This is a genomic window from Shewanella sp. SM21 (assembly GCF_025654335.1).
Taxonomy (GTDB): Bacteria; Pseudomonadota; Gammaproteobacteria; order Enterobacterales; family Shewanellaceae; genus Shewanella; species Shewanella oncorhynchi.
Genome location: NZ_JAKKRL010000017.1, coordinates 39,950 through 64,251 on the forward strand (window position 1 = coordinate 39,950; position 24,302 = coordinate 64,251).

The following is a 24,302-nucleotide window of genomic DNA, read 5'->3' on the forward strand; positions in this document are numbered from 1 at the left end:
CCACACAATGGCTACACGATACAAGTACACTCAAACAAGTAGACTCCAGCAAGTACACCCAGAGGAATAAACATGAAAGCCATTGGTTACCAGACAGCAGGTGCAATCACAGCGCCCAATGCATTAGAAAACATCACGCTAGCCGAGCCAACTGCGACAGGTTTTGACCTTTTAGTGGAAATCAAAGCCATTTCTGTCAATCCGGTTGATACAAAAATCCGTGCATCTAGCTCTGCACCTGCAGGCGAATACAAAATTATCGGCTGGGATGCGGTCGGTGTCGTCAAAGCAGTTGGTGAGAAAGCCAGTCTTTTCAACATTGGCGATGAAGTGTGGTATGCGGGCGATATCAGTCGCAGTGGAAGTTATGCAGAATATCAATTGGTTGATGAGCGAATTGTCGGCCATAAACCTAAAATTTTAACCTATACCCAAGCCGCGGCATTACCTTTAACGGGGATTACGGCATGGGAGATTTTATTCGACCGTTTAGCTTTACCCCAAGATGGTTCGGCAACTGACGCCCGTATTTTAATTATCGGTGCGGCCGGCGGAGTGGGTTCAATCATCACTCAGCTTGCAGTAAAACTCACTGGTGCAGAAGTCATAGGCACTGCATCTCGTCCTGAATCCGCCGCTTGGGTGCACAAACTTGGTGCCGATGCTGTCATCGACCACACCAAGCCACTTTCGCAGGAACTTGCGAATATTGGCATTACTGATGTGACCCATGTGATTAGCTTAACCCAAACCGATCAACATTTTGATGAAATAGTACAAGTGCTTAAGCCACAAGGAAAACTAGCATTAATCGATGATCCTAAGGGGCCATTAGATGTGATGAAACTTAAGCGTAAAAGCTTATCCTTACACTGGGAACTGATGTTTACCCGCAGCCTTTATCAGACCGAGGATATGATTGCGCAACACCACTTACTCAACCGCTTAAGCGCCCTTATCGATACAGGCGAGTTACAGAGTACGTTCGGTGAGCACTACGGCACCATTAATGCCCAAAACTTAATCAAAGCTCACGCTCAGATAGAATCTGGCAAAGCGATCGGTAAAATTGTTTTAGAAGGTTTTAACCAATGAAAATAACAGTATTTGCCCAAATCATAGCGAATCAAGGCCAAAGCGATACGCTATTTAAGATACTCAAGCAACTCGTGACAGACACTCATACCGAGGCTGGCTGCATCGAATACAAACTGCATCACTCATTAGATGATGAAAATATCTTCTGGATGTACGAAATTTGGCAATCCCAAGCCGCACTGGATGAACATATGGCGAGTACGCACTTTCAAGCATTCGTCGCTCAAACCGCAGACATAATCAATCGAGCTGACATTCACAAAAGCTACGCCTGCTAATCAACAAAAAAGCGCCAAACACGTTGGCGCTTTTCATCATTTATCACTTATCAAATCAAAGTCATGGCCATCTTGCGGCGTAAATACGCGATTTGCTGCATGTGTGGCAAATCCTTAGGACAGTTGTCTTGGCAGCCGAGTAAAGTCATGCAGCCAAACACGCCATCCTGATTGCCAATCACATGGTAAAAATCCTCGGCAGTACGAGCGTCACGGCTGTCCATCTCAAAACGAGCGATTTTCATCATGCCCACAGCGCCGACAAAAGTTTCACGCATTTGTTTAGTCGCACAGGCAGAAACACACACGCCACATTCAACGCAGCGCTCTAGCTCATACAAACGCGCAGCTTCATCTGGATCCATAGGATCTTCAAGCCGATGCACGCTTATATCATTGGCCTTAGGGTGTAACCACAGCTTTAAGCGTTCGGCCAGTTCCCGCATAAACTTACCAGTGTTAACCGAGAGATCACCAATCAACTCAAAACCTGGCAGCGGCATTAAGGTGATTTCGCCCTTAGGGTATTTGGCTGTTAAGGTGCGGCAAGCTAGCGTCGGGAAACCGTTGATCACCATAGCGCAGCTACCACAGATACCAGCACGACAGACAAAGTCGAACTGCAATGAAGTGTCTTGTTCTTCCCTGAGTTTATTAAGGGCGATAAATACCGTCATCCCCGGCGTTTCGGTGAGCTGATAACGCACCATTTTCGGCTTATCGTTTGGCTCCTGCGGATCATAACGAAAGATATTAAAGGTTAACTGACGACCTTGGCTCATTATGATTTTTCTCCTAACGCATTGGCAGATGGACTTTTTAAAGTATCACTTAAACGTTCATTATTGGGTTGTAAGCTCTCGGGTAATTCAAAGGGCATAAGAGCCCGCTGCCTTTGATAACGGTCAGCATCATCACCTAGCTCAGCTAAAATCTCGGCAATTTGCTGTTCACGCTTTTCGGTATCGGGATGCACTATGGCGTTGTTGATGCCATAACCACGATAACCCGGCGGGAGTTCCATCTTCATCACATCGAGTGCTTCGTAGTTAAGCACAGGTTCGAGTGCATCGGGATCCGGCCAGCTGGCCAAGGTGCGATTCAGCCAGTCTCGATCATTTCGCTGCGGATAATCCTCGCGAGCATGGGCACCACGACTCTCTGTTCGCGCCGCTGCGCCGCAGGCTACGGTTAGCGCCACTTTTAGCATACGCTTGACCCGCAGGGCTTCAACTAACTCAGGATTGGCGTGACGCTTTTTACACTTAAGTCCGAGTTTACGCGAACGCTCGAGCAACACTTTTAGCTCGGCAACCGCTTTTTCAAGCTCGGGGCCATTACGGAAAATCCCCACATAATCCATCATGATGCGCTGCATTTCGCGCTTGAGCTCAAAGGCGCTCTCGTGACCATCACCCTCGACCAGCACATCGATTTCACTCTGCACCTGCTGCATAAACTGTTCAGCAAGCTGAGTGTCGATCTCAAGGCTATTGTTCTCACAAAAATCGGCGACATATTTACCAATAATCATGCCGCCAACCACGGTTTCGGCCAACGAATTACCGCCTAAACGGTTAAAGCCGTGCATGTCCCAACAAGCCGCCTCTCCTACGCTAAATAAGCCTTTAAGCTGCGGACTTTCACCTGTGGCATTAGTCCGAATACCGCCCATAGAATAATGCTGAGTTGGGCGTACAGGGATCCAATCTTTAGCGGGATCGATGCCAAGGAAATTCTCACAAATTTCCTGCACTTCCCTAAGATTCGTTTCAATATGCTTGCGACCTAAAAGGGTAATATCTAGCCACAGGTGGGGGCCATAAGGGCTATCGACGCCCTTACCTTTACGTATATGTTCAGTCATGCGACGCGATACGACATCCCGCGATGCCAACTCCTTTTTATCGGGCTCATAGTCAGGCATAAAGCGATAACCGTCTTTATCGCGCAATAAGCCGCCATCACCACGGCACCCTTCCGTTGTTAAAATGCCCACGGGTACAATGGCAGTGGGATGGAATTGTACCGCCTCCATATTGCCAAGCCTTGCCACGCCCGTTTCCAATGCCAACGCTTGGCCAATACCTTCGCAGATGATCGCATTGGTCGACACTTCATAAATTCGGCCATAACCACCAGTGGCTATCGTAGTGGACTTAGCCACATAGGCTCTAAGTTCACCCGTAATCAAACAACGAGCAATCACGCCATGGCAACGCTTACCATCGTGAATAAGTGCCAAGGCTTCGATACGTTCATGGACGGGAATATCCATGGAAATCGCTTTGTTATCCATAGCGTATAACAGCGAATGACCTGTACCGTCGGCGGTATAACAAGTGCGCCATTTTTTAGTCCCGCCAAAATCACGGGCGTTGATAAGACCATGGGCTTCTTGGGCCTCATGTAGCGTGACTTTTTGCGCATTGACTATCACTTCCCTCGGGCCAGCAGTCACCCGAGACCAAGGCACACCCCAATTGGCCAGCTCACGTACTGCCTTAGGTGCACAATGGGCAAACATCCGTGCGACATCTTGATCACAGCCCCAGTCGGAACCTTTTACCGTATCTTGAAAATGCACATCCTCATCATCGCCCATTCCCTTAACGGCATTGCCTAAACTCGCCTGCATCCCCCCTTGAGCGGCAGCAGAGTGGGAACGTTTTGCAGGAATGAGTGACAGAACTAAAGTATCAAGCCCACGCTCTTTCGAAGCGATAGCGACCCTTAAGCCCGCGAGCCCAGCTCCTACCACCAATGAATCGGTATAAATCAGTTTCACGCCTGCTCCTTAATGAGGTCTATTGTTTTGTGCTGTTTTTTATGTTCGACATTCTATTCACTGATTAGCTTAATCATTGATTAAAAGCGGAATTAACTCGCGTAGGGTAAAAATGCCAGGAGTGAGGCGACGCCAACAGTGACAAATAGCACGCTCACTATGGTCTTGATCTTACGTAATCGACTGCGGTTGTTGAGATCCCGCGCCGCGCCCCATTTCAAAGCCACACGGTAAATGCCAATTGCTGCATGTAACTCCACAGTGAACAGTAAAGGCAGATACACCATCCAGACACCTTGATTCCAAATACGATCGGCGCTTCCCTGAGGGCCAATGGTTTCGGGAGCCGAGCCAATAAGCCACAAATGCACAGGCAACAGCAGTAGAATCACCACACCGGTAATGGCTTGCCAACGCCACAAGCGAGTATCGCTGTGGTTGATCACTTGCATTTGTTGGCGTAGAGCCCTTTGCTGACGCAGACTCATGGGTAATTTTTGCAATGCCACTAACACGTGCACTAACGCCAAAATGGCAATACCAATGGCAATACAAGTCACTACCCAAGGATAACCGCGTCCATCAGCGGACAGAAAACTCAGCTCCATGGTGCGTGCCACCCAACTCATGGCATCCGCACCCAATAAAATCGATGACACTAACACTAAGTGGGTCCACAAAAAGACTGCGAGTATTACCCCTGACAAACTCTGGCTTAAATCCAGCCAAGCACTCCATTTTTTAATATTTAATTTGATCGCCATCCTATCGCCTCACGCCGTTGACCTTATCGAGCCAATCTCATTAAGTCTTATCGCAAACTAATATCGCTCACACATCCACACGAAAACGTGAGCCAGATCAATTGAGTGCTGAATAATTAACCTAATGCTTAATAATAGCAGTGAAACAAAATCCTGCTGCTGGCTTAAAGCCTACTCAGGTACGAAGGGCTGCACAGGAATATCGAGCTCGCTACCGATAAATAGATATGAAACAAGGCTCGCAGTCCCAAGGCATAGCAGATATATAATCAACACCTTAGCGACTTTTCGTAGACCTGAACGTTTAGTGGTTATGCCCCACTTTACCGCCACGCGATAGAGACCAATCATGGCGTGTACCACTACAGCGGGAAGTAACAGTGCATACAGCAACCAAGCATTATCGTGATAAACCCGCTCAGCCGATAAATGCGGGCCAATTTCGGGATTCAAAATCATAGTGAAGAGATGAACTGGAACGAGGAAAAATAAGATAAAGCCAGTGATCAGTTGCCAAAACCACGCATGGGTATCCTTATGCTTGATATTCCCCATGTGCGAACGCAGGGCTCGCCATTGCCCTAGCTGCGCCGGAAAACGCCGCAGCGCCACAGCAGCATGTACTATCACCACCAATAACATAAACACTGAAAACACTTTAGTGACTATAGGAAAACCATGTCCTGTGCTGCTAAACATTCCACCTTCAAGCAACTGAACGACCCGATAAAAAGCCTCTTTACCCAGCAAAATACTCGATTCAAAATGCATGTGTAATAGTAAAAAGCTGCCAAGCATAATCCCTGTCGCACTCTGCAGCCTATCAGCCTTAGCCGACCAAGGATGACCTAGCGGTGTACTCACCCTATTGTGAACTCGAGTTATGCTTGTCATCTTGAATTAACCTATGTCGTTTATCGTTGGCACCTCTTGGCAAACTACACCATAGCAGCAACTCAAATCAGGCTTGAGTGTCACAGATTTAAAGCGTGAGCCAACTCACCTGACGGAGTTAAACTCTTAGAAGATGATCACAAAAAACGTATCAAAACCAAACAAAGGTAAAACCAATTAACCAATACTTTTCATAGTGTTATATCAAATAATGAAACTGACAATTCGTTTTTTAACACCAATCCATACCCGCCAGCTAACCCCTTGTCTGTATAGACAAAAGCGTAATACCAGGATAGCCAGTCGTCGAACCTAAAGCCTAGTGATAACCAAACGACCTTACCTAAAGCGCTTTAAATTCCCGCTACATCCTGCATTTTGGGATAGTTTGGGTATACAATACCGCGATATTTTGAACCCTTAGTTTATGAACACCAGTCACAGGATGCCCCCATGCCTTGGATCCAACTCCGTATAAACACCAATAGCGATGACGCTGAAACCATCAGCGACTTGCTCATGGAAGAAGGTTCAGTCTCTATCACCTTCGAAGACGGTAAAGATACCCCTATTTTTGAACCTAAATTAGGCGAAACCCCACTGTGGCGCGATACCGTGGTAGTGGCCTTATTCGATGCAGAAACCGATCTGACACCGACCATCGCCATGCTGAAAACCTTGCCTTTCCTCGGTGAGAACTTCAGCCATAAAGTCGAACAAATTGAAGATAAAGACTGGGTACGCGAATGGATGGATAACTTCCACCCAATCCAATTTGGCACACGTTTATGGATCTGCCCAAGCTGGCGCGAAATCCCTGATCCAACCGCGGTTAATGTGATCTTAGATCCGGGTCTTGCCTTCGGTACTGGCACTCACCCTACGACAGCACTGTGTTTAGAGTGGCTAGACAGCTTAGATTTAAGCGATGAAGAAGTGATCGATTTTGGCTGTGGTTCAGGCATCTTAGCCGTAGCCGCACTGAAACTGGGCGCGAAAAAAGTCACAGGTATCGATATCGACTATCAAGCCATCGACGCCTCGCGTGCCAACGCCGAGCGCAATGATGTCGCTGACAAGCTGGCGTTGTACTTACCAGAAGACCAACCCGCCGATCTCAAAGCCGACGTACTGGTCGCTAACATTCTTGCAGGCCCTCTGCGTGAATTAGCGCCTTTGATCGCAGAACGCGTAAAAACCGGTGGCAAACTTGCCCTTTCCGGCCTCCTCAAAGAACAAGCCCAAGAAATCTCTGACTTTTATAGCCAATGGTTCGATATGGACGCAGCGGCTCACAAAGAAGATTGGAGCCGCTTGACAGGTAAGCGTAAATAGCGCTAAAGGGTGGCGCAACATGCGCCACCGCTGGCTTCCAACAATTTAGCCTCTGACTTCTCGTCGATTAAAAGTCAAGAAAAAAAATTACCTCTAGGTCATTTATTGACCTTTTCACGGCCAACAAAAAGGGCTACTATAGCGCCCCTTTGAAGAGCTAAGGTGAAACATAAAATGCAGATTGGACCCTATCAACTGAACAATCAGCTGATCGTGGCACCAATGGCAGGTGTCACCGATCAAGCCTTCCGCAATCTTTGTCTTCGTTATGGCGCAGCCTTAGCGGTTTCCGAGATGCTTTCATCCAATCCCGAGGTTTGGGATACAGATAAAAGCCGCCAGCGCATGACGCATTCTGGCGAGGAAGGCATCCGCTCAGTGCAAATTGCAGGGGCTGATCCTGATTTAATGGCGCAAGCCGCCTTGTTCAATGTCGAACAAGGTGCTCACATCATTGATATCAACATGGGTTGCCCGGCGAAAAAAGTGAATAAAAAGCTGGCAGGCTCGGCGCTAATGCAAAATCCACCGCTGGTAAAAGAGATTTTACAAGCCGTGGTCGCCGCAGTGAACGTGCCTGTCACGTTAAAGATTCGCACCGGCTGGGAGCCAGAGCACAAGAATGGTGTTCAAATCGCCCAGATTGCAGAGGATTGTGGCATAGCCTCGCTCGCCGTTCACGGCCGCACGAGACAATGTATGTACAGAGGCAACGCCGAGTACGACACGATCAAAGCAATCAAACAGAATGTCTCGATTCCTGTTGTCGCCAATGGGGACATCGACAGTCCGGAGAAAGCCCGCTTTGTGCTGGAATACACCGGTGCCGATGCCTTGATGATAGGACGGGGTGCTCAAGGACGGCCTTGGATTTTCAGAGAAATCCAGCACTACTTGGAAACGGGTAATAAGCTAGCGCCCATTGAGGTTGCCGAACAGCGTCAAGTGATGCTGGAACACCTCACCAAACTGTATGACTTATATGGTGAATACAAGGGTATCCGCTTCGCCAGAAAACATATGGGATGGTACCTAGACCAAGAAGCTCAGCGCCAATTTAGGGCTGACTTTAATCGGCTGGAAACCGCTGCAGAACAGTATTCCCTCGTGGAATGTTATTTTGATGAATTAGTACAGAATTAATAAAGAGCAGAATAGAATGTTTGATCAGACAACTAACACAGAAGTTCACCAGCTTACCGTTGGCAAAATCGAAACCGCAAACGGCACTATCAAGCCCCAGTTATTACGTGACGCCGTCAAGCGTGCCGTAACTAACTTCTTCGCACAGTTGGACGGTCAGGAAGCACAAGAAGTTTATGAAATGGTGCTAAGCGAAGTTGAAGCGCCTCTGCTTGACATCATCATGCAACACACTCGTGGCAACCAAACCCGCGCAGCAAACATGCTAGGTATCAACCGTGGTACTCTGCGTAAAAAATTGAAAAAATACGGCATGAATTAATCCGCAAGGATTAAGCTGTTGTATTGAAAAAAAGAAAAGGCCTGAAGAGATTCAGGCTTTTTTGCTTTCTGATACACCATTTTCTAATGTAAACCTTTCTAATGCGCGCCCTTCTTATGCACATAGTTACACAGTTACCATCATGCTTGGTTTGCCACGCCTCTCACGCCAACTAAGACATCATTCACCAATACAATGCACTTAGCTGCTCTAGAGACCAAAATCAATAAATAATCCATACAGCCCATAGCACAACCTTAACACGAGCCATCGGGTTTTAAGTTATAATGCATTTATAAATCAGTCTGTTAATTCTAAAACTTTTTAGCCGTAGGTTTTACATTGTCATTGAATCACTCTGAACAAGATATCAAACACAGTTGGTTTGGCCGTTTCTTTATTGGCAAAGCTGATGCGGTAAAACTCACCACGAGTGGTATTAGCATTAATCGCACTAAAGGCGGCTTTTTTGCTCACTCTCGCAGCGCTAACAAAGTAGAAGCTGACGAATGTTTTACCTGGCAACAGCTCGATTCCCCACCATTTTTTACCTTAAGTCCACTAGGTTATCTACTCGGTTTCACGGTATTAGGCAAAGCCTATCAACTGCCGTTTCTCAGCTATTTTGCACAACATCAATTTAGCTATCAAATCGCACAGTATTGGGCAAATGCCAATGGGCCGCGCGTTGCTGAGTTAATGGCGAAAGTGGATAAGACACTGACACACACTTATTTACGTGAATCACGGGTGGAAATGATACAAGCCAGAGTCGCGCGCGAATATCAGCGTTGGTTCCCTTGGTGTGAAAACCTGCCATTGTCTGCACATTTACACACAGTGTTAGCGAGGCTTAAGCAAATCCACCGCTGGACTCGTGCCGATATAAAGCAACTGCGTGAAGATTATATTCAGTCGCAGCTCATTAAATTTGCTGACTATTTTGAGCATGTAGAATCTAATCCCTTAACCGAAAAACAGCGCCGAGCTTGTATTATCGATGATAACAATAACTTGTTATTAGCAGGCGCAGGCACGGGAAAGACCAGTGTGATGGTTGGTCGAGCAGGATATTTGCTTAAGAGTGGTCAAGCAAAAGCCGATGAAATATTGCTATTAGCCTATGGCCGTAAAGCGGCTGACGAGATGGATGAGCGGATTAAAAACAGGCTCGGTACGGATGATATCAAGGCGAGCACCTTCCACAGTTTAGGCTCAAAAATTATCGCCGACGTTGAGCGAGCAAAACCGAGTTTGTCCCCTTTAGCGGAGGATGACAAAACCAAAGAGCTGTGGGTGCACAATACCCTTGAGACTTTGATTGAAAATGAGGCTTACCGTAAACAGCTTTTCGAGTACTTCAGTCGTTTCTATTATGTTGAAAAAAGCCCATTCGAGTTCGATATGGAAGGCGAGTATTTTCAATACTTGAATGATAACGATATTCGCAGTCTTAAAGGTGAGCGAGTCAAAAGCTTTGGTGAGCTCTACATTGCCAACTGGCTATTTAGCAATGGCATCGAATATGTCTATGAAGCTAAGTACGAGCATGATGTGCGCAGTATTGATTTTCGTCAGTATCAACCCGATTTCTATCTACCTGAATACCAAATTTATCTTGAATACTATGGTATTGATGAACACCAGCATACCGCTCCTTATATCGATAACCAGAAATACTTGGAATCGATGGCATGGAAACGCCAGCTACATCAACAGCATGGCACTAAGTGTGTTGAGCTATTTTATTACCAACATAAAAAAGGGTTGTTAATCAGTAAGCTTGAGCAAGCTTTACAGGTCTTTAAAGTACAATATGCGCCCTTACCCGATGAAGCCATACTAGCAACCCTACATGAACTTGGCCGCGTGACCGAATTGGCAAAAATGTTTAGTCAGCTGATAGGGCTGTATAAAGCGGCTTGCCTTGATGAACATGGGCTTGAGGGTGTATTTGCTCGCGCCGCCGATGCTCAGCAGACCCGCAAGGCATTCGAACTGCTTGAGCCTATACTCATGCGCTATGAGCAGCATTTAGCAATAAATGGCGACATTGATTTTGAGGACATGATAGGTAAAGCGTTGACGTATTTACAACGCGGGCAATTTATTAGCCCGTGGCGTTTTATTATGGTGGATGAGTTCCAAGATATTTCAGAACCACGTGCCCGCTTAGTGCGTGCCTTGAGGGATTCCTGTGCGCCCCATTCTAAAGCGTTGGCGTCTTTATTTTGTGTCGGGGATGACTGGCAGGCAATTTATCGTTTTAGCGGTGCAGATGTAAGTTTAACCACGCAATTTAGCCAATATTTTGGCCCAACAGCCCAAAGCTACTTGGATCTGACTTTTAGGTTTAACAGTAGTATTGGGCAAGTTGCCACTCAGTTTGTCACCCAGAATCCCACGCAATTGAGGAAGGACATTCGCTCCCTCATGCAGGTCGCCTACCCTGCAGTCTCAATATTACGCCGCGGAGAAAACGAGCAGTCAAACCTAAATGAACCAAGCCCAAATGCACTGGAACAAGCATTAACGGCCATTAGTGCAAGGATAAATGCTAGAAGTGACAAACTTAACAGCGTAGCAAGCGTCTATTTACTGGCACGTTTTTGGTTTCAGCTACCCGATAAAACCCAAGTAAACCAACTTAAAGCTAAATATCCCAACTTGAAGATTGAGTGCCAATCTTTTCATGCTTCGAAAGGGAAAGAAGCCGATTATGTGGTGATCATGGGGATGAAAACGGGAATGCATGGCTTCCCTTCAATGAAAGTCACTCCTCCGATACTAGATGCATTTTTACCAAAAACGGAAGTGTTTGAATTTGCAGAAGAACGTCGACTGTTTTATGTCGCGTTAACGCGGGCAAAACACCGCGCCTATGTGATTGCCGATATGACAGACGTGAGCCCATTCGTCACCGAAATGCTTACAAAAGGCTACGCAATTGAACAAGATGAGTTCAGCACCTCTTTAGTACAAAGGTTATTTGAAGACATAAAATGCGTGCGTTGTAGCACGGGAACGCTTAAGCATAGAACGGGAAAATTTAAATCGTTTTATTCCTGCTCACATTTTCCCCTTTGCGATCACAAGGAAGAAGGTTGTGAGCTCTGTGATAGCCCAATGACCCGCACACGCTTTGCTGGCTTTAAGGTATGTTTGAATGAGAACTGTGGTCATATAGCACCACTTTGTAGCCTCTGTGGTGGCGATATGCTGTTAAAGGATGGTCGATTCGGCCCCTTTTGGGCTTGTCGCAATTACCGCGGGCAAAACCTACCCAGCTGCATGAATATTCTAAACAAGGCCAAGTTATCGCTCCCAAGCGAGCGACCCAAAAAGCATGTGAGCTAAATGCAAAAATGCTCAACAAAAGCCTATAACAATGAGTCGCAACTCATTTTTATAGGCAGGGGATTTAGAGTAAAAAGAAGAAATAAACAACGAGGAAAAAGGAGCTGAGTGCGCCAATAACCACTGGGTAAATAAGATAAGCATCTTGCGCTCTGGCAGCACGAATAAAACATAAATGAGCCAGAAAATAATTATAGATAAAAATCATAATTGAAATCATAACACCATGGCTAAAGCGTAATGTATTCATATTGAGTGCAACAATAATAAGCAATAGCCAATTCAGCAGAATAAGATACAGAAAGACCTTCTGTAATTTATCCGAGCCGTTTCGATGAAAAGATGCAGCCATTGCATATCCTATATTTTCGCCCGTAGTCTAATTGCATCAATCAAGTTCTGGACTTCAGCTTTATCACGATAAATCCAGCGAGCGCCTAAGAACTTCAATCGACCTTTAATCGTGTGTTCTCGAGTTACCTCACATAAGACTCGTGTTTGCTCAAGTTCAATATAGAATCTCCTCCCTACTGATAGTGGTTCATTGCACAAAATCCCAACACCGCCAATGCTAATATCTTTTATATTTGCAGTTCCAATCGGCGTAATAACAAACCAGCGAGTTGTTGATAAATTTACTGTCAGGCCATCGCATGCAAATGCGAGTGGCGCTCTTTTATTTCGTCTCAGGCTAAATCTTTGATGAGTTCGACGATTATCAAATTCAATAATCTGATACTCAGGGGTCGCTTCAACTTCATCCTCAGAATGTACAAACTCTTCATACAGATTCATAGTCATCCCTAACAAATGAGAGCAGATATTAACACTAGCGAGTGTTTGCTTGGCGCTTAATTTCGTTGATTGTAACGCCACTTGGGACTGTATCGTTCGGAGCGCCAATCATGCCTCTTAATAACTGTTCAGCAGAGGAGGTTAAAATAAGCGCCTCAATCCGACGATTAGCCGCCGCAGCAGTATCCGAAGTGATGTAAGGAACCTGATCAGCCATACCCGTCACCTGAATAACCTGATCGCGTTTAACACCGCCACGCTCAAGCACTCTTCGTGCTAATAGTGCTCTTTCACTCGATAATTCCCAATTAGTAAATAAACTGCCCGCATAAGGCGTTGAATCCGTATGACCAGAAATAACCATGCTATTAGTTATATTTTTTAAAATAGGCCCTAAAGATAAAAGTAATTCTTCAAAATAGGGCTGCATCTGTGCACTGCCCCGCGTAAACATAAATTGATTCACATTATCGTGAATTAAGATGCGTATGCCTTGAGGCACAATAGTCACAGAAATGTTCTCAGCCATGCTCGAGCTTTGCACGACTCGATTCAATTCTCTGGCGAGCACAGTTAATTGCGCCTGAGTATCAAATTGCCCGGGGATGAGCGCACCTTCCTCTAATCCTTCTGACTCCGAACCTCTAGGCATAGAATTGGAAGGTATGATTGGAGGAGCAATAGACATATTTCCTTCTAAATCAATAATCGAAGATGACTGACTTAGCTCAAATGGATTCATTGGACCAGTGGGATTCATATCTCCACGTAAATACTGCACTATCATGGTTCGCTCTTTTTGATCTGCGATTTGCATGATCCACAGCACCATAAAGAGCGCCATCATAGCAAGCGTGAAATCGGCAAAAGCGACTTTCCACGCACCACCATGCCCATGATTACGCTTTCCTCGCTTTCGCCGCTTGATAATAATCGGCTCATTTTTATGGAGCATTAGCTTCTCTGCCCTTCCATCCAACGTTCTAACTCGATAAATGAAGGACGATTTTCACTTTGTATTTGTTTCCGTCCCGCATCAATAGCCATCATTGGTGGTTTACCTTTTGAAAAGGTCACTAAAATAGCGGCTATGCACCGAAGCTGTGCCGATTTGCGATCAACCAGATGTTCTAATGCCTTTGACATTGGATCGAAGAAACAATAACACGCGAAAATACCGATAAATGTACCGACTAATGCCGCGGCAACTTTGACACCAATCATAGTAATTGGGCCATCAATATTAGACATAGTAATGATAATACCGAGAACAGCAGCTAAAATACCAAAGCCAGGCATAGCCTCCCCCACCTTACTAAAAGCTTCCGATGGTCGTAATCTGTCCTCTTCTATTCGATGAATCTCTTCTTCTAGGATATGCTCTAAGTCATGGGGAGATATTTTCCCAATAGACTGCACTCGTAAGTTATCAATTAAAAACTGTAAAACATTTGGGTGATTGAGCACGGCTGGGTACATTAGAAAAATAGAGCTCTGATGAGGATTTTCTAAATGTTCATCGAGCACTTTTAAGCCTTGAGATTGGATCTGAGCCATTAAAGTGCCCATCAAAGGAAATAACTGAGGATATAATTCAGGATCTTCTTTGCCCTTATTAAATAATTCTTTTAACTGCTCAAGCATTTCTTTTAATACTGATTGCGGGTTAGCAATAATAAGAGCCCCTACTCCGGCCCCCATAATGATTAAAATTTCAGCAGGCTGCCACAATGCAGATAAAGCTCCACCAGCCCAAACATATCCGCCAAACACAGAAGCTAAAATGATTAACAGCCCAACTAGTTTACTCATTACGATCTTCTCACTTTTAAACTTTAGCGCTGCAATATTGTTTTTAACTGTGAAATAGCTGATTTATGCAGCTGGCAAATACGCGTTTCAGTCAATCCCAATGCCATAGCTATCTCTTTTAAATTCAGCTCATGATGATAGTAAAGCGACAGAATTAGCTGTTCTCTTTCATTTAATTTTGAAATAACTTTGATCAAAGTTTGCTTCAGCATTAACCGCTCAACATCATTACTTCTGTCTACTGGATGATCACCGCCCAATAGTAACTCATCTAAGCTTTTCATCGACTCTGCTTGCGTCGAGTATAAACGTTCCCGATAATCCTCCGCGCTCAACCCAAGCGCACTGGCCACTTCAAGATCGCTTGGTTCACGTCCCATCTCTCGACTCAAACGTCTAACAACATCATTAAGCTCATGGGCCTGCTGTCTAACAGGTCTAGGACGCCAATCCTGCCGCCTCAGCTCGTCGAGTATGGCACCGCGAATACGTTGCCCAGCGAAGGAAATAAATCCATTATCCAGCTCGCCAGGATACCGACGTGATGACTCAAGCAAGGCCATCATGCCAATTTGCTCCATATCCTCGAGGGATAACATCACACCGCAGTGACTGCGCATCTGCGAGACTATACGTTTGATTAATGGCAAGTATTGTCGAATAATCTGTTGTTCAGATTGACGCTCTTCGACTGGATAATCACAGGTTTGTTGATATGCGAGTTGGCCTGCTGCTGTCATGATAAGGCCTCTTACTGGATCACCATGCGAGTAAAGAGTACTTCATCAATATCTGACGGTAATTGGTTATCTGACAGCACTTTAACCATCAATATCAACGCCTCTGATTGTAAACTGTCAAGCTGATCTAAGTGGTTCAACTGCTCAAATGTTTTACGTGAGAACATCTTCATCATAGCGTTTCGTATAAGTGGATCTGACTCCAGCAACACCGTTTTCATATTGGGATTACGGCTTTTTAATGACATTTCAAGCAGCATGTAATGGGGATACTTATCCCCAGGAATCGATATCACAAACTTTTCTAAGGGGTAAAACTTGGCAACTGGTACAGGTTCGACTTCAGGTTTGGAAGCAAAGAATTCTGTTAGCTTCCAATCTCCACTACTTGTCCTAATCCAAAATGCACCTGCGGTCGAACTAATGAGCACAAGTAACGCTAAAATTACCTTTACTAAACGAGATTTTAAAATTGCCATGAAACGACTCCGGCACTTAAGCCAATAAATCTAATTGGGATTTCTCTCTCGCCATCACATCGACTACATTATCCGTTGTAGTTTCAGCCGCTATCGAAGAGGAGAATAATGCAGTTTCCTGTTGATGCTGTTGCGATTCACCTTGACCAATATCGACATCAATTTGACCGCCATGATCCATTGCTAAATCCACTCTCAAACGATCCAAACCATTGAGTAATGCATCTCGAATTGCCGGATTTACTGCATGCATTTGCACCTGTAAACGATCGCCCTCTAAACGGATATTGAGCTCAATCTTGCCCAGCTCTGGCGGATCTAACCTTAATTCGGCTTTCTTAATATGTTGATCGACTTGGAAACGAAGATGCTCTCTTAAGGGAGTAAGGATCTCCTGAGAGTGCTGCGCTAAAGAAGCCATGGGAGTGAGAGATACAGGGCCCCATTGAGTAGCACTTGCAGCCTGCGTACCCGCAACCTGCTGAGATCCTATCGCATTAATATCTTTAACTTCATGCCCCCTAAGTTCTGCCAACACACGCTGAAACACTGACGAGTCAGATTTCAAATGCTCAAAATCCCCAGAGAAAGTTGCCAGCGTTGAATCCTGCGTAAATACGCCGCTCATTTTCAAGGATTCGCCACTCATGCCCGCAGGCTGAGTACGACTTCCTGCAAGAGCCATAGATGAGGTCATCCCTGAACTAAATAGCGTTCCTCTTTGATCTGTGGCTAAAAGCCCAATTAAAGACGCAGGAGTTCGACCTATCGGATCCGCTTTAACAGTTTCTGCGGGAAAAATCACAGGAACAAACGGCGCTACAGCAGTCGGTGAAACGAGACTAGCCTGAGGCGTGGCGGCTAAGCCATCTTGAATAATAGGCACTGAGTTAATCTCAGTATTTAACAGTGACGGAGACAATCCCTGTGCAGCAGGAACTATAGACGCAAAAGGAGCCGAATCAATGAAACTACTATTAACATATTGATTTGAAAAAGTATCAGCATCTCTTTCTAAAGTATGTTCGCCATTCTGAGTCCACTGAGTCCCCTCTAACGGGAGAGGCGCTGCAGACAATCCGACTGGCAACCCCAACAAGGTAAATGACTCTGATTTATCTTGATCAACTACACTTGCCACTTTAGTCGTCAAGCTGGTATTTGTGCCAACAGGACGAGTTGAAAGAAGATCAGAGATCATCCAAAGCTCCACTTACTTGTGTTAATTGATAGGCGGCTAAACCTGGTTGTTGCGCCTTAAAGCGGCCCATTTCAGCGGCTAATTCATCACGAGCCAAGATCAACTCTTGTAGCACTTGGGAATGAACCCGCTTTAATTCTGCACGTGCCAATTTCTGCTCAATATCATGAGCCTCACCAGCCTGTTGCAGTGCTTTGATCAAAGCGATGTTCACTTTTCGGACGCTTTCCCAATCCTGAGCATCTGCATATTGGCGTAAAGCATTCGCAAAACGCGCCCACTGCTTAATTGAGATTTGTCCATCCTTCTCTGACATTCGTAATCACCTGAGTCACAGGAACTAGCGCTTCAGCACTGTTTTCGACACTGGCGCTGACAAGCTGACGGCTACAAAAGTCATAGAGACGATGTAAGCTCACGGCAACCTCACCACCATTTTCAAGGTCAAGCATAGAGTCCAAGCCATGCACGATATTAAGGCACTTATGGATACTCATTCCTTTCGCCTCAAACCTTTGGTATTCCATATGGCCAGCGGTCCGCTCTAGTTCTTCCAATAAACCATCAAGTAACATACGCACCATGTCATGGGTTGTTGCTGCCGCTACTTGTGCATCTAAAGCGGTTTGCTTGTAGGCATTAAATGGATCGTACTCATTTAACATTTTTTACTGCTTCCTATGAAAACAACTGACTTGCGGAATTAAACTGATTAATGGTGGATTCCATTGCCGTAAACTGGGTTAAATAAATCTGATACTTTTGATTCATTTGATAATCATGGCGCGCCATACTGTCATTCACACTTTTAATCTGCTTATTTAGCGCTTCCTGCTTTTGATCGATATAGCCATTAAACTGTGTAAAAGGTTTTAGGGTCTTTTCTATGCTTTTGATATAACTGTCAGGACCAGTAAACATGGCTTGTACTTTTTCTGGATCACTTTTAAAGCTATCGGTCAGCTTAGCATCATCAATTTTTAGTTTTCCGTCTCGTCCAATCTCAATCCCGATATCAGACAAACGCATGCCATTAGCAGCCGTTGCAAATACAGAATCACGTAATTTAGACTGGAGAAGACGAATAGAGGTATCCCCCTTCAACACACCAATTTGCGCTTCACTCACTGCAGTGCTTTTGTCTTCCTTATCTTTATCGGAAGAGCCAGAGTCAGAGGTTTTAACGCCCATAGAACGAGTTAATTGATTAATTTGCGTCATTAAAGAATTAAATGAATCGACAAAATCCTTAACCGCTTTCTTATTCGCTTCAAAATCGTCTGTGACTTTAATCATGCTGCTTTCACCAGCCGCATGCACCTTGACTAATTCGAGGCTGACACCATCAACAACATTTTCTAGATAGTTACTACTGCTGGTAATACTGATACCGTTTAATGTGAGTTCCGCATCTTGTGCTGCACGACGTTCTGTCATGCCCCAATCGGCACCGTTAAACTCTACCTTCACTTGATTCGCGACACCCGATTCCTTTGAAGACAGCATAAATTCGATTTGGTTACCTGTGCGCACTAATGACGCTTGTACACCAGGATTACCCACTTGTTTATTGATCACATCGCGTAACTGAGACACAGAAATAGCCGCACCGCCATTAACCGTTGCCAAATCAATTTCCATACGCTTAGTCGGATCACTACCGACTTGAATACTGATAATGCCCGACGTTGGTAACAATTCACTTTCAGAGGAATAGGCTTTAGTCAGTTGATGCGCTTGCGCAAGTTTATGCACACTCAAATCATAGTTGCCCTTAGGCGCATCAGATTTAACTGTAGCGGTCGCATTCTCGCCCGTAACCGTAGCAATTTTGCCTTTAGCTGCATCGCCACCCATTTCACTCAGCTTAGTGGCCATCTTCTTCATATTATTTTCGAGCAACGTATAAGCATCTAACTGTGTTTTGCTGGCAGTTAGCTTACCTTTGTAAAGCGTATCTTTACCTGCGCGGTCTGCGCCAATCAGTTGCTGAGCAAATTGTGCTGCATTCATACCTGAAATCATGACTACCTCCACTCGTTCTAGAGCAAAACGCATGCCAAAAACAAGTTACTGTTTTTAAAGAAATTAAAATAATTAACTGGCCAAAACACAGCTAAATACTTCCGCATGGACACTTAAACAGGAAAACCATCTTCCACTTTGTGTTATCGAAAATTACCCACTAAAACATGAACCTTATAGGTTTCAATCTCGGGTTTAGCGACTACCGACCAATACATAAACCGTGGCTAAAATAAAAATGCCAGTCAGCGCAACTAACTGGCATTTTAGCCGTGACCAATGACATCACTTGCCCAATAACATTAACGCAATAGACCCATGACTAAACCCGTATTCTGGTTAGCTGAAGACAGTACCGTTGTACCCGCCTGAACTAATAATTGATTACGTGTCATATTGGCAGATTCAACCGCGAAATCGGCATCCATAATACGGCCGGCAGCGGCTTTAGTATTTTCAGTTACGCTGGCAAGGTTAGCCGCAGTATGGCCAAGACGGTTAATGTTGGCACCTAAGGTTGAACGTTCTGTCCCCACTTTGGCCAAGAAGGTATCAACAGCCCCGATAGCCGTATTGGCAGCTGCAGAAGTCAACAAATCACCAGTAACTGTCTTATCAATAGCACCTAAGGTAACTGACATTTGCTCTGCTCCATCCGAGCCAATCTGAAAGGTCACACCTTTGACGAGTACACCATCAGTAGCATCTTTAAATAAGTTATTACCCGCATAGGTTGTATTTTCTACAATACGGGTAATTTCTGCATTTAATTGCTTAAATTCATCATCCAACGCTTTTAAATCTGCTGTAGAGTTAACGCCATTTGATGCTTGAGTCGCCAATTCTTTCTGGCGGTTAGCAATGGTCGTTAATTCTTCTAACGCACCATCAGCGGTTTGCAGCATAGAGGTCGCATCAGAAATATTGCGTGAAGCCGTTTCCATGCCCTTTACGTTAGCGCTCATGCGGTTAGCAATTTGCAAACCCGCAGCATCATCAGATGCGCTATTGATACGTAAACCCGTCGACAAACGCTCCATAGCATTAGTTAATAGATTATTGCTTTTATTAACAGCACCTTGTGCAACAATTGACGCGTAATTAGTGTGAACACCTAACATATCAGCTCTCCTAGAAAAAACAGTTATCTTGGCTATGCCTGAATCCCGGTATAGCTCCATAACTAAGTAAGGCGACAGTAACAGCGCAAAACTAAAACTTATTTAAAAATAGATGGGATCACCTCTATAAAAACAGACTTAAATGGCATCCACAAAACGCCATAAAAAATGCCAGCAAGCTAAGCTTACTGGCACTTAAAACTAACTCAATTCGGTGTAATTAACGCAGTAGCCCCATCACTAAACCTGTATTTTGGTTAGCAGAAGACAGTACCGTTGTACCCGCTTGAACTAATAATTGATTGCGTGTCATATTGGCAGATTCAACCGCGAAATCGGCATCCATAATACGTCCAGCGGCAGCTTTGGTATTTTCAGTCACACTGGCAAGGTTAGCTGCAGTATGTCCAAGACGGTTAATGTTGGCACCTAGGGTAGAACGTTCTGTACCGACTGCTGCGATGAAAGTATCAACAAGGGCAATTGCCGCATTCGCGCCAGTAGTTAAATCACCAGCAGCCAGCGCTGCATCATCTATGGCTGTTGTTGTAACAACCAATTTTTCACCCGTTCCAGCACCAATTTGGAAGGTAACACCAGCCTCCAACTTGGTGAATAAGTTATTACCGGCATAAGTTGTATTATCGAGAATACGGGTAATTTCGGTGTTTAATTGAGTAAACTCATCATTCAGAGCCGTTAAATCATCAGCAGAGTTCACACCGTTTGCCGCTTGAGTGGCGAGTTCTTTCTGGCGATTAGCAATGGTCGTTAATTCTTCTAACGCACCATCAGCGGTTTGTAGCATAGAGGTCGCATCAGAAATATTACGTGAAGCGGTTTCCATACCTTTAACGTTAGCGCTCATGCGGTTAGCAATTTGCAAACCAGCAGCATCATCAGATGCGCTATTGATACGTAAACCTGTCGATAAACGCTCCATTGCATTAGTCAATAGGTTATTGCTTTTGTTAACAGCACCTTGAGCAACAATTGAAGCGTAATTAGTGTGAACACCTAACATATGTAGTTCTCCATTAAATAACGAGCATTTGGGTTAGACCTGAGTTCAGGCATAACTAACTAAAGCGACTACACAAGCCCACAACTAAAATCGATATTTAAAAAATAGAGTGTATAGCACTGTAAAAACTAGACTGAAATGGCATGCACACCATAAAAAAATGCCAGCAAGCTAAGCTTACTGGCATTAAAACTAACACTGACTAATTGAATAACATTAGCGCAGTAACCCCATCACTAAACCCGTATTTTGGTTAGCTGAAGACAGTACCGTTGTACCTGCTTGAACTAATAATTGATTGCGCGTCATATTGGCAGATTCAACCGCAAAATCGGCATCCATAATACGGCCAGCAGCGGCTTTGGTGTTTTCAGTTACGCTAGCTAAGTTAGCCGCAGTATGGCCAAGACGGTTAATGTTGGCACCTAAGGTAGAACGCTCAGTACCCACAGCGGCTAAGAAGGTATCCACAAGGGCAATCGCAGCATTGGCGGTACCACCTGTTAAAGTACCTGCGACAGTTTTAGGAATTGCGCCTAATTTAACATCCATTGTTTCCGTTGTTCCGGCGCCAATTTGAAATTTCACGCCCGTACCAGAGGTCAATACACCAGTATCGAATAATTTATTACCAGCATAAGTGGTATTTTCTACAATACGCGTTATTTCGGCGTTCAATTGCGTGAACTCATCATTTAATGCCGTTAAATCAGCCGCAGAGTTAACGCCGTTAGAGGCTTGAGTAGCCAATTCTTTCTGGCGATTAGCAATGGTCGTTAATTCTTCTAACGCACCATCAGCGGTTTGTAGCATAGAGGTCGCATCAGAAATATTGCGAGAAGCCGTTTCCATACCTTTTACGTTAGCACTCATGCGGTTAGCAATTTGCAGACCAGCAGCATCATCAGATGCACTATTAATACGTAAACCAGTCGACAAACGCTCCATAGCATTAGTTAAAAGGTTATTGCTTTTATTTACAGCACCCTGCGCAACGATTGAAGCGTAATTAGTATGAACACCTAACATAGTAGTTCTCCAGAAAATAACGATTGTTTTGGTTAGGCCTGAATCCAGGCATAACTCATTAAGGCGACATGAAAAGCTCATCACTGAAGCCAAATAGCTTATTTTCAAAAATTAAATAATCACACTTAGGGTTCGCTTCAAAAATTAGAGCAGCAGAGCGCTAACCTGTTCGCGGTTCGTATTTCCCTGCGCCATCAAAGATGTTACTTGATAGGCAAAAGGATAGGGTTGCATAAATTTATGCAAATGCTGGAGTTCAAATTTGGGCTGACTAGATGCGGTCAATTGCTTAACCTTCACCAGCAGTAAGCGGTGGGATGCTTTAATATCATCAATTTGCACTGTGACTTTTTTATCTACCTTTGACACTTTAGCCAATGTCATTTTTAACTTTTCAGTATCCGTAAAATTCCATTCACGGGGATCCTGCCAACTAAATTTCTCTTCTAATGGTATATTCCTCGGCTCACCCGCGGGCAACCTTTGTCCTTCGCCCACCATTAAAATCCCCCCATTGAGCTTCATCCAAGTCTCATGCGGTGCTGTAAACACTGTGTCATTGGTCGATAAGCGGTCGATACTTATCCCAATCGAAGCTAAAACAGGCTCTATGATATCTTGTAGCTCTAAGCGATTTTTATTGGCAGGCAAAAGCAAATGCAATGTTTGCTTCTCTGTAAAAAGCGTAATCCGCTCATCGCGGTTCTTAGGTGATGTGAGATCGACTCGTCGGAACCTAAAAAAATGTAATGCCGCAGGCTGGGATGCTGAAATCAAATTCAAGTGATGATCGAGTAAACGCTTTTCTTGGTAATAAGGCCTAATCTCGATTAATTTTCTTCGACACTCCTCCGCTTTATGTAATGCATCTTCAACAACTGTGTTTTTACTTAACAAGCAGGTTTGTAGCTGTTTGTTCAGTTGACCTAGGATACTCTTGGCAGAAATCAAGCTCTGTAACACCACTTGCGATGCACTAATATTATGTTGCTCTTGAGTCACCTTAGCCCAACGTCCATAGGCTTCCAATCTATGCTTAGGTATGGGCCTCGCTTTCGGTGCACTGCGAGGCACACCTGATATCGGTGCAACATAATGAGACGTTACCGTCTGACTTTGACGTAACTGACTAAGTGACTCACCTATCCCTTTGATCATTTAACTCATTACCTACATATGATTGAAAAGGGACAGCTGGCTTATCTGTACAAAAGTTTGCTGGGTAATTTTTAATGCGGTTAATTTGACATTGAACTCGGCAGTGGCAGCGGCATAATCGAGCTCCTGCGTTTCACCTATCACTTGTTTACTAAACAACACCATTTCTTCATGGGAGCTTTTAACTAAAGCGAGATTATTTTGCTTGCCACCGAAATCGGTAATAGCCGCACCTATGCTATCTAAGGTTTCACTTAACGCTGTTTGTATTCCACTCGCGGCCGCACTAAAAGCAGGATCGCTTGGTGATAAGCTTGGATCATTTAATACGTTAATATAGTCCATTGCTTGATTCAAAATATCTTGACCAGCATTGGAGAACAAGACTTTTTCGGCGGTGACATTAGCCGTAGTCCATGAAGAGCTAGACGTTTGTACCGTTCTCTCGCTAGCATCACCTTGGTAGACGTATCGCCCAACCGCATCCTTAACTACCGCAGCTTTCTCAATCGCATTACCGGAAAAGAGATAATTACCCGACTCATCAGTGGCGTTAATATTATCCACTAACCCCTTTAAGAGTTCTTCCATTTCAGAAGCATAGGATGCTCTATCCTCTTTCGAGAGATTCGAGCTATTAGTCGCAATACTGATTTCTTTCATCCGCTGCTGCGTCTCAACCATGCTGGATAAATAGGTTTCAGCACGGCTCATATTGGTACTTAAGGAATCGATATTTTTAACATATTGCTGTACTAGTGCTAAATCACGTTGGTTATCCATTACCCGAACAACACCAATAGGATCATCCGAAGGCGATAGTATTGAAACACCTTTAGAGAGCATTTGATTCAAACGTGCCACATCATAGGTCGTGTTCTGCAAACTGTTTAAATTGTTAGTGTATAAATTTTGCATTGTTACACGCATGAATAAAGT

Annotated in this window: 25 protein-coding genes; 6 read left to right on the plus strand and 19 right to left on the minus strand. The window is 44.6% G+C overall.

What is annotated here, in order from left to right:
* Nucleotides 1-72: 72 nt before the first annotated feature.
* Entirely contained in the window at nucleotides 73-1,095 is a 1,023-nt protein-coding gene (locus tag L5L94_RS18990) for a zinc-binding alcohol dehydrogenase family protein (protein WP_263164591.1), read from the plus strand.
* The gene (locus tag L5L94_RS18995) at nucleotides 1,092-1,376 is read left to right on the plus strand and encodes a putative quinol monooxygenase (protein WP_168825853.1); all 285 of its coding nucleotides are present in this window, start codon (nucleotides 1,092-1,094) and stop codon (nucleotides 1,374-1,376) included. The genes L5L94_RS18990 and L5L94_RS18995 overlap by 4 nt, the downstream gene beginning before the upstream one ends.
* 50 nt (nucleotides 1,377-1,426) lie before the next feature.
* Here L5L94_RS18995 and L5L94_RS19000 read toward each other — a convergent pair whose 3' ends face one another.
* The 4 genes from L5L94_RS19000 to L5L94_RS19015 all read right to left on the minus strand — a co-directional run bounded on the left by L5L94_RS19000 (nucleotide 1,427) and on the right by L5L94_RS19015 (nucleotide 5,822).
* Entirely contained in the window at nucleotides 1,427-2,158 is a 732-nt protein-coding gene (locus L5L94_RS19000) for a fumarate reductase iron-sulfur subunit (protein WP_113940800.1), read from the minus strand.
* Complete coding sequence (locus L5L94_RS19005; protein WP_263164593.1) at nucleotides 2,158-4,164, minus strand: fumarate reductase flavoprotein subunit; 2,007 nt, start codon at nucleotides 4,162-4,164, stop codon at nucleotides 2,158-2,160. The genes L5L94_RS19000 and L5L94_RS19005 overlap by 1 nt, the downstream gene beginning before the upstream one ends.
* A gap of 92 nt (nucleotides 4,165-4,256) precedes the next feature.
* Entirely contained in the window at nucleotides 4,257-4,928 is a 672-nt protein-coding gene (locus tag L5L94_RS19010) for a fumarate reductase cytochrome b subunit (RefSeq protein ID WP_263164596.1), read from the minus strand.
* Nucleotides 4,929-5,099: 171 nt separating this feature from the next.
* Complete coding sequence (locus tag L5L94_RS19015) at nucleotides 5,100-5,822, minus strand: fumarate reductase cytochrome b subunit (protein ID WP_131523403.1); 723 nt, start codon at nucleotides 5,820-5,822, stop codon at nucleotides 5,100-5,102.
* 453 nt (nucleotides 5,823-6,275) lie between these two features.
* Here L5L94_RS19015 and prmA point away from each other — a divergent pair, with 453 nt between their 5' ends.
* From prmA to L5L94_RS19035, 4 genes are all read left to right on the plus strand, one after another.
* On the plus strand, nucleotides 6,276-7,157 hold the full coding sequence (gene prmA, locus L5L94_RS19020; protein WP_105250427.1) for a 50S ribosomal protein L11 methyltransferase: 882 nt from the start codon (nucleotides 6,276-6,278) through the stop codon (nucleotides 7,155-7,157).
* 174 nt (nucleotides 7,158-7,331) lie between these two features.
* Nucleotides 7,332-8,300, plus strand: a complete 969-nt coding sequence (gene dusB, locus L5L94_RS19025) for a tRNA dihydrouridine synthase DusB (RefSeq protein WP_105250428.1) — start codon at nucleotides 7,332-7,334, stop codon at nucleotides 8,298-8,300.
* Nucleotides 8,301-8,316: 16 nt separating this feature from the next.
* On the plus strand, nucleotides 8,317-8,622 hold the full coding sequence (gene fis / locus L5L94_RS19030) for a DNA-binding transcriptional regulator Fis (RefSeq protein ID WP_006083371.1): 306 nt from the start codon (nucleotides 8,317-8,319) through the stop codon (nucleotides 8,620-8,622).
* Nucleotides 8,623-8,964: 342 nt separating this feature from the next.
* Nucleotides 8,965-11,979 carry a UvrD-helicase domain-containing protein gene (locus L5L94_RS19035; protein WP_263164598.1) on the plus strand — a complete coding sequence of 1,005 codons (3,015 nt, stop codon included), beginning with the start codon at nucleotides 8,965-8,967 and terminating at the stop codon, nucleotides 11,977-11,979.
* Between the two features lie 64 nt (nucleotides 11,980-12,043).
* On the opposite strand, the gene L5L94_RS19040 is transcribed toward L5L94_RS19035, so the two are convergent.
* From L5L94_RS19040 to flgL, 15 genes are all read right to left on the minus strand, one after another.
* A complete protein-coding gene (locus L5L94_RS19040) occupies nucleotides 12,044-12,331 on the minus strand; it encodes a hypothetical protein (protein ID WP_113940804.1) in 288 nt (95 codons plus the stop codon).
* Between the two features lie 8 nt (nucleotides 12,332-12,339).
* Nucleotides 12,340-12,774 carry a pilus assembly protein PilZ gene (locus L5L94_RS19045; protein ID WP_219251928.1) on the minus strand — a complete coding sequence of 145 codons (435 nt, stop codon included), beginning with the start codon at nucleotides 12,772-12,774 and terminating at the stop codon, nucleotides 12,340-12,342.
* A gap of 34 nt (nucleotides 12,775-12,808) precedes the next feature.
* Complete coding sequence (locus L5L94_RS19050) at nucleotides 12,809-13,729, minus strand: flagellar motor protein MotB (RefSeq protein ID WP_263164600.1); 921 nt, start codon at nucleotides 13,727-13,729, stop codon at nucleotides 12,809-12,811.
* Complete coding sequence (motA, locus tag L5L94_RS19055; protein WP_113940807.1) at nucleotides 13,729-14,586, minus strand: flagellar motor stator protein MotA; 858 nt, start codon at nucleotides 14,584-14,586, stop codon at nucleotides 13,729-13,731. The genes L5L94_RS19050 and motA overlap by 1 nt, the downstream gene beginning before the upstream one ends.
* A 23-nt stretch (nucleotides 14,587-14,609) precedes the next feature.
* On the minus strand, nucleotides 14,610-15,326 hold the full coding sequence (locus L5L94_RS19060; RefSeq protein WP_113940808.1) for an RNA polymerase sigma factor FliA: 717 nt from the start codon (nucleotides 15,324-15,326) through the stop codon (nucleotides 14,610-14,612).
* An 11-nt stretch (nucleotides 15,327-15,337) separates the two neighbouring features.
* Nucleotides 15,338-15,805 (minus strand): flagellar basal body-associated protein FliL, encoded by a 468-nt coding sequence (gene fliL, locus L5L94_RS19065; RefSeq protein WP_263164602.1) that lies wholly within the window; start codon nucleotides 15,803-15,805, stop codon nucleotides 15,338-15,340.
* 16 nt (nucleotides 15,806-15,821) lie between these two features.
* Nucleotides 15,822-17,006: a flagellar hook-length control protein FliK gene (locus L5L94_RS19070; protein WP_263164603.1), complete on the minus strand. Its 1,185-nt coding sequence runs from the start codon at nucleotides 17,004-17,006 to the stop codon at nucleotides 15,822-15,824.
* A complete protein-coding gene (locus L5L94_RS19075; protein ID WP_113940811.1) occupies nucleotides 16,996-17,322 on the minus strand; it encodes a hypothetical protein in 327 nt (108 codons plus the stop codon). Before L5L94_RS19075 ends, L5L94_RS19070 begins: the two co-directional genes overlap by 11 nt.
* A complete protein-coding gene (gene fliS, locus L5L94_RS19080) occupies nucleotides 17,291-17,671 on the minus strand; it encodes a flagellar export chaperone FliS (RefSeq protein ID WP_113940812.1) in 381 nt (126 codons plus the stop codon). The genes L5L94_RS19075 and fliS overlap by 32 nt, the downstream gene beginning before the upstream one ends.
* 13 nt (nucleotides 17,672-17,684) lie before the next feature.
* Complete coding sequence (fliD, locus tag L5L94_RS19085) at nucleotides 17,685-19,031, minus strand: flagellar filament capping protein FliD (RefSeq protein WP_131523397.1); 1,347 nt, start codon at nucleotides 19,029-19,031, stop codon at nucleotides 17,685-17,687.
* 302 nt (nucleotides 19,032-19,333) lie between these two features.
* Nucleotides 19,334-20,152: a flagellin gene (locus tag L5L94_RS19090; protein ID WP_113940814.1), complete on the minus strand. Its 819-nt coding sequence runs from the start codon at nucleotides 20,150-20,152 to the stop codon at nucleotides 19,334-19,336.
* A gap of 220 nt (nucleotides 20,153-20,372) precedes the next feature.
* Nucleotides 20,373-21,176 carry a flagellin gene (locus tag L5L94_RS19095; RefSeq protein ID WP_113940815.1) on the minus strand — a complete coding sequence of 268 codons (804 nt, stop codon included), beginning with the start codon at nucleotides 21,174-21,176 and terminating at the stop codon, nucleotides 20,373-20,375.
* 216 nt (nucleotides 21,177-21,392) lie between these two features.
* Entirely contained in the window at nucleotides 21,393-22,205 is an 813-nt protein-coding gene (locus L5L94_RS19100) for a flagellin (protein WP_006083386.1), read from the minus strand.
* A 144-nt stretch (nucleotides 22,206-22,349) separates the two neighbouring features.
* Nucleotides 22,350-23,363 (minus strand): hypothetical protein, encoded by a 1,014-nt coding sequence (locus L5L94_RS19105; RefSeq protein WP_263164607.1) that lies wholly within the window; start codon nucleotides 23,361-23,363, stop codon nucleotides 22,350-22,352.
* A gap of 12 nt (nucleotides 23,364-23,375) precedes the next feature.
* Nucleotides 23,376-24,293, minus strand: coding sequence for a flagellar hook-associated protein FlgL (gene flgL, locus L5L94_RS19110; protein ID WP_219251932.1), 918 nt, complete (start codon nucleotides 24,291-24,293; stop codon nucleotides 23,376-23,378).
* Nucleotides 24,294-24,302 lie beyond the last annotated feature (9 nt).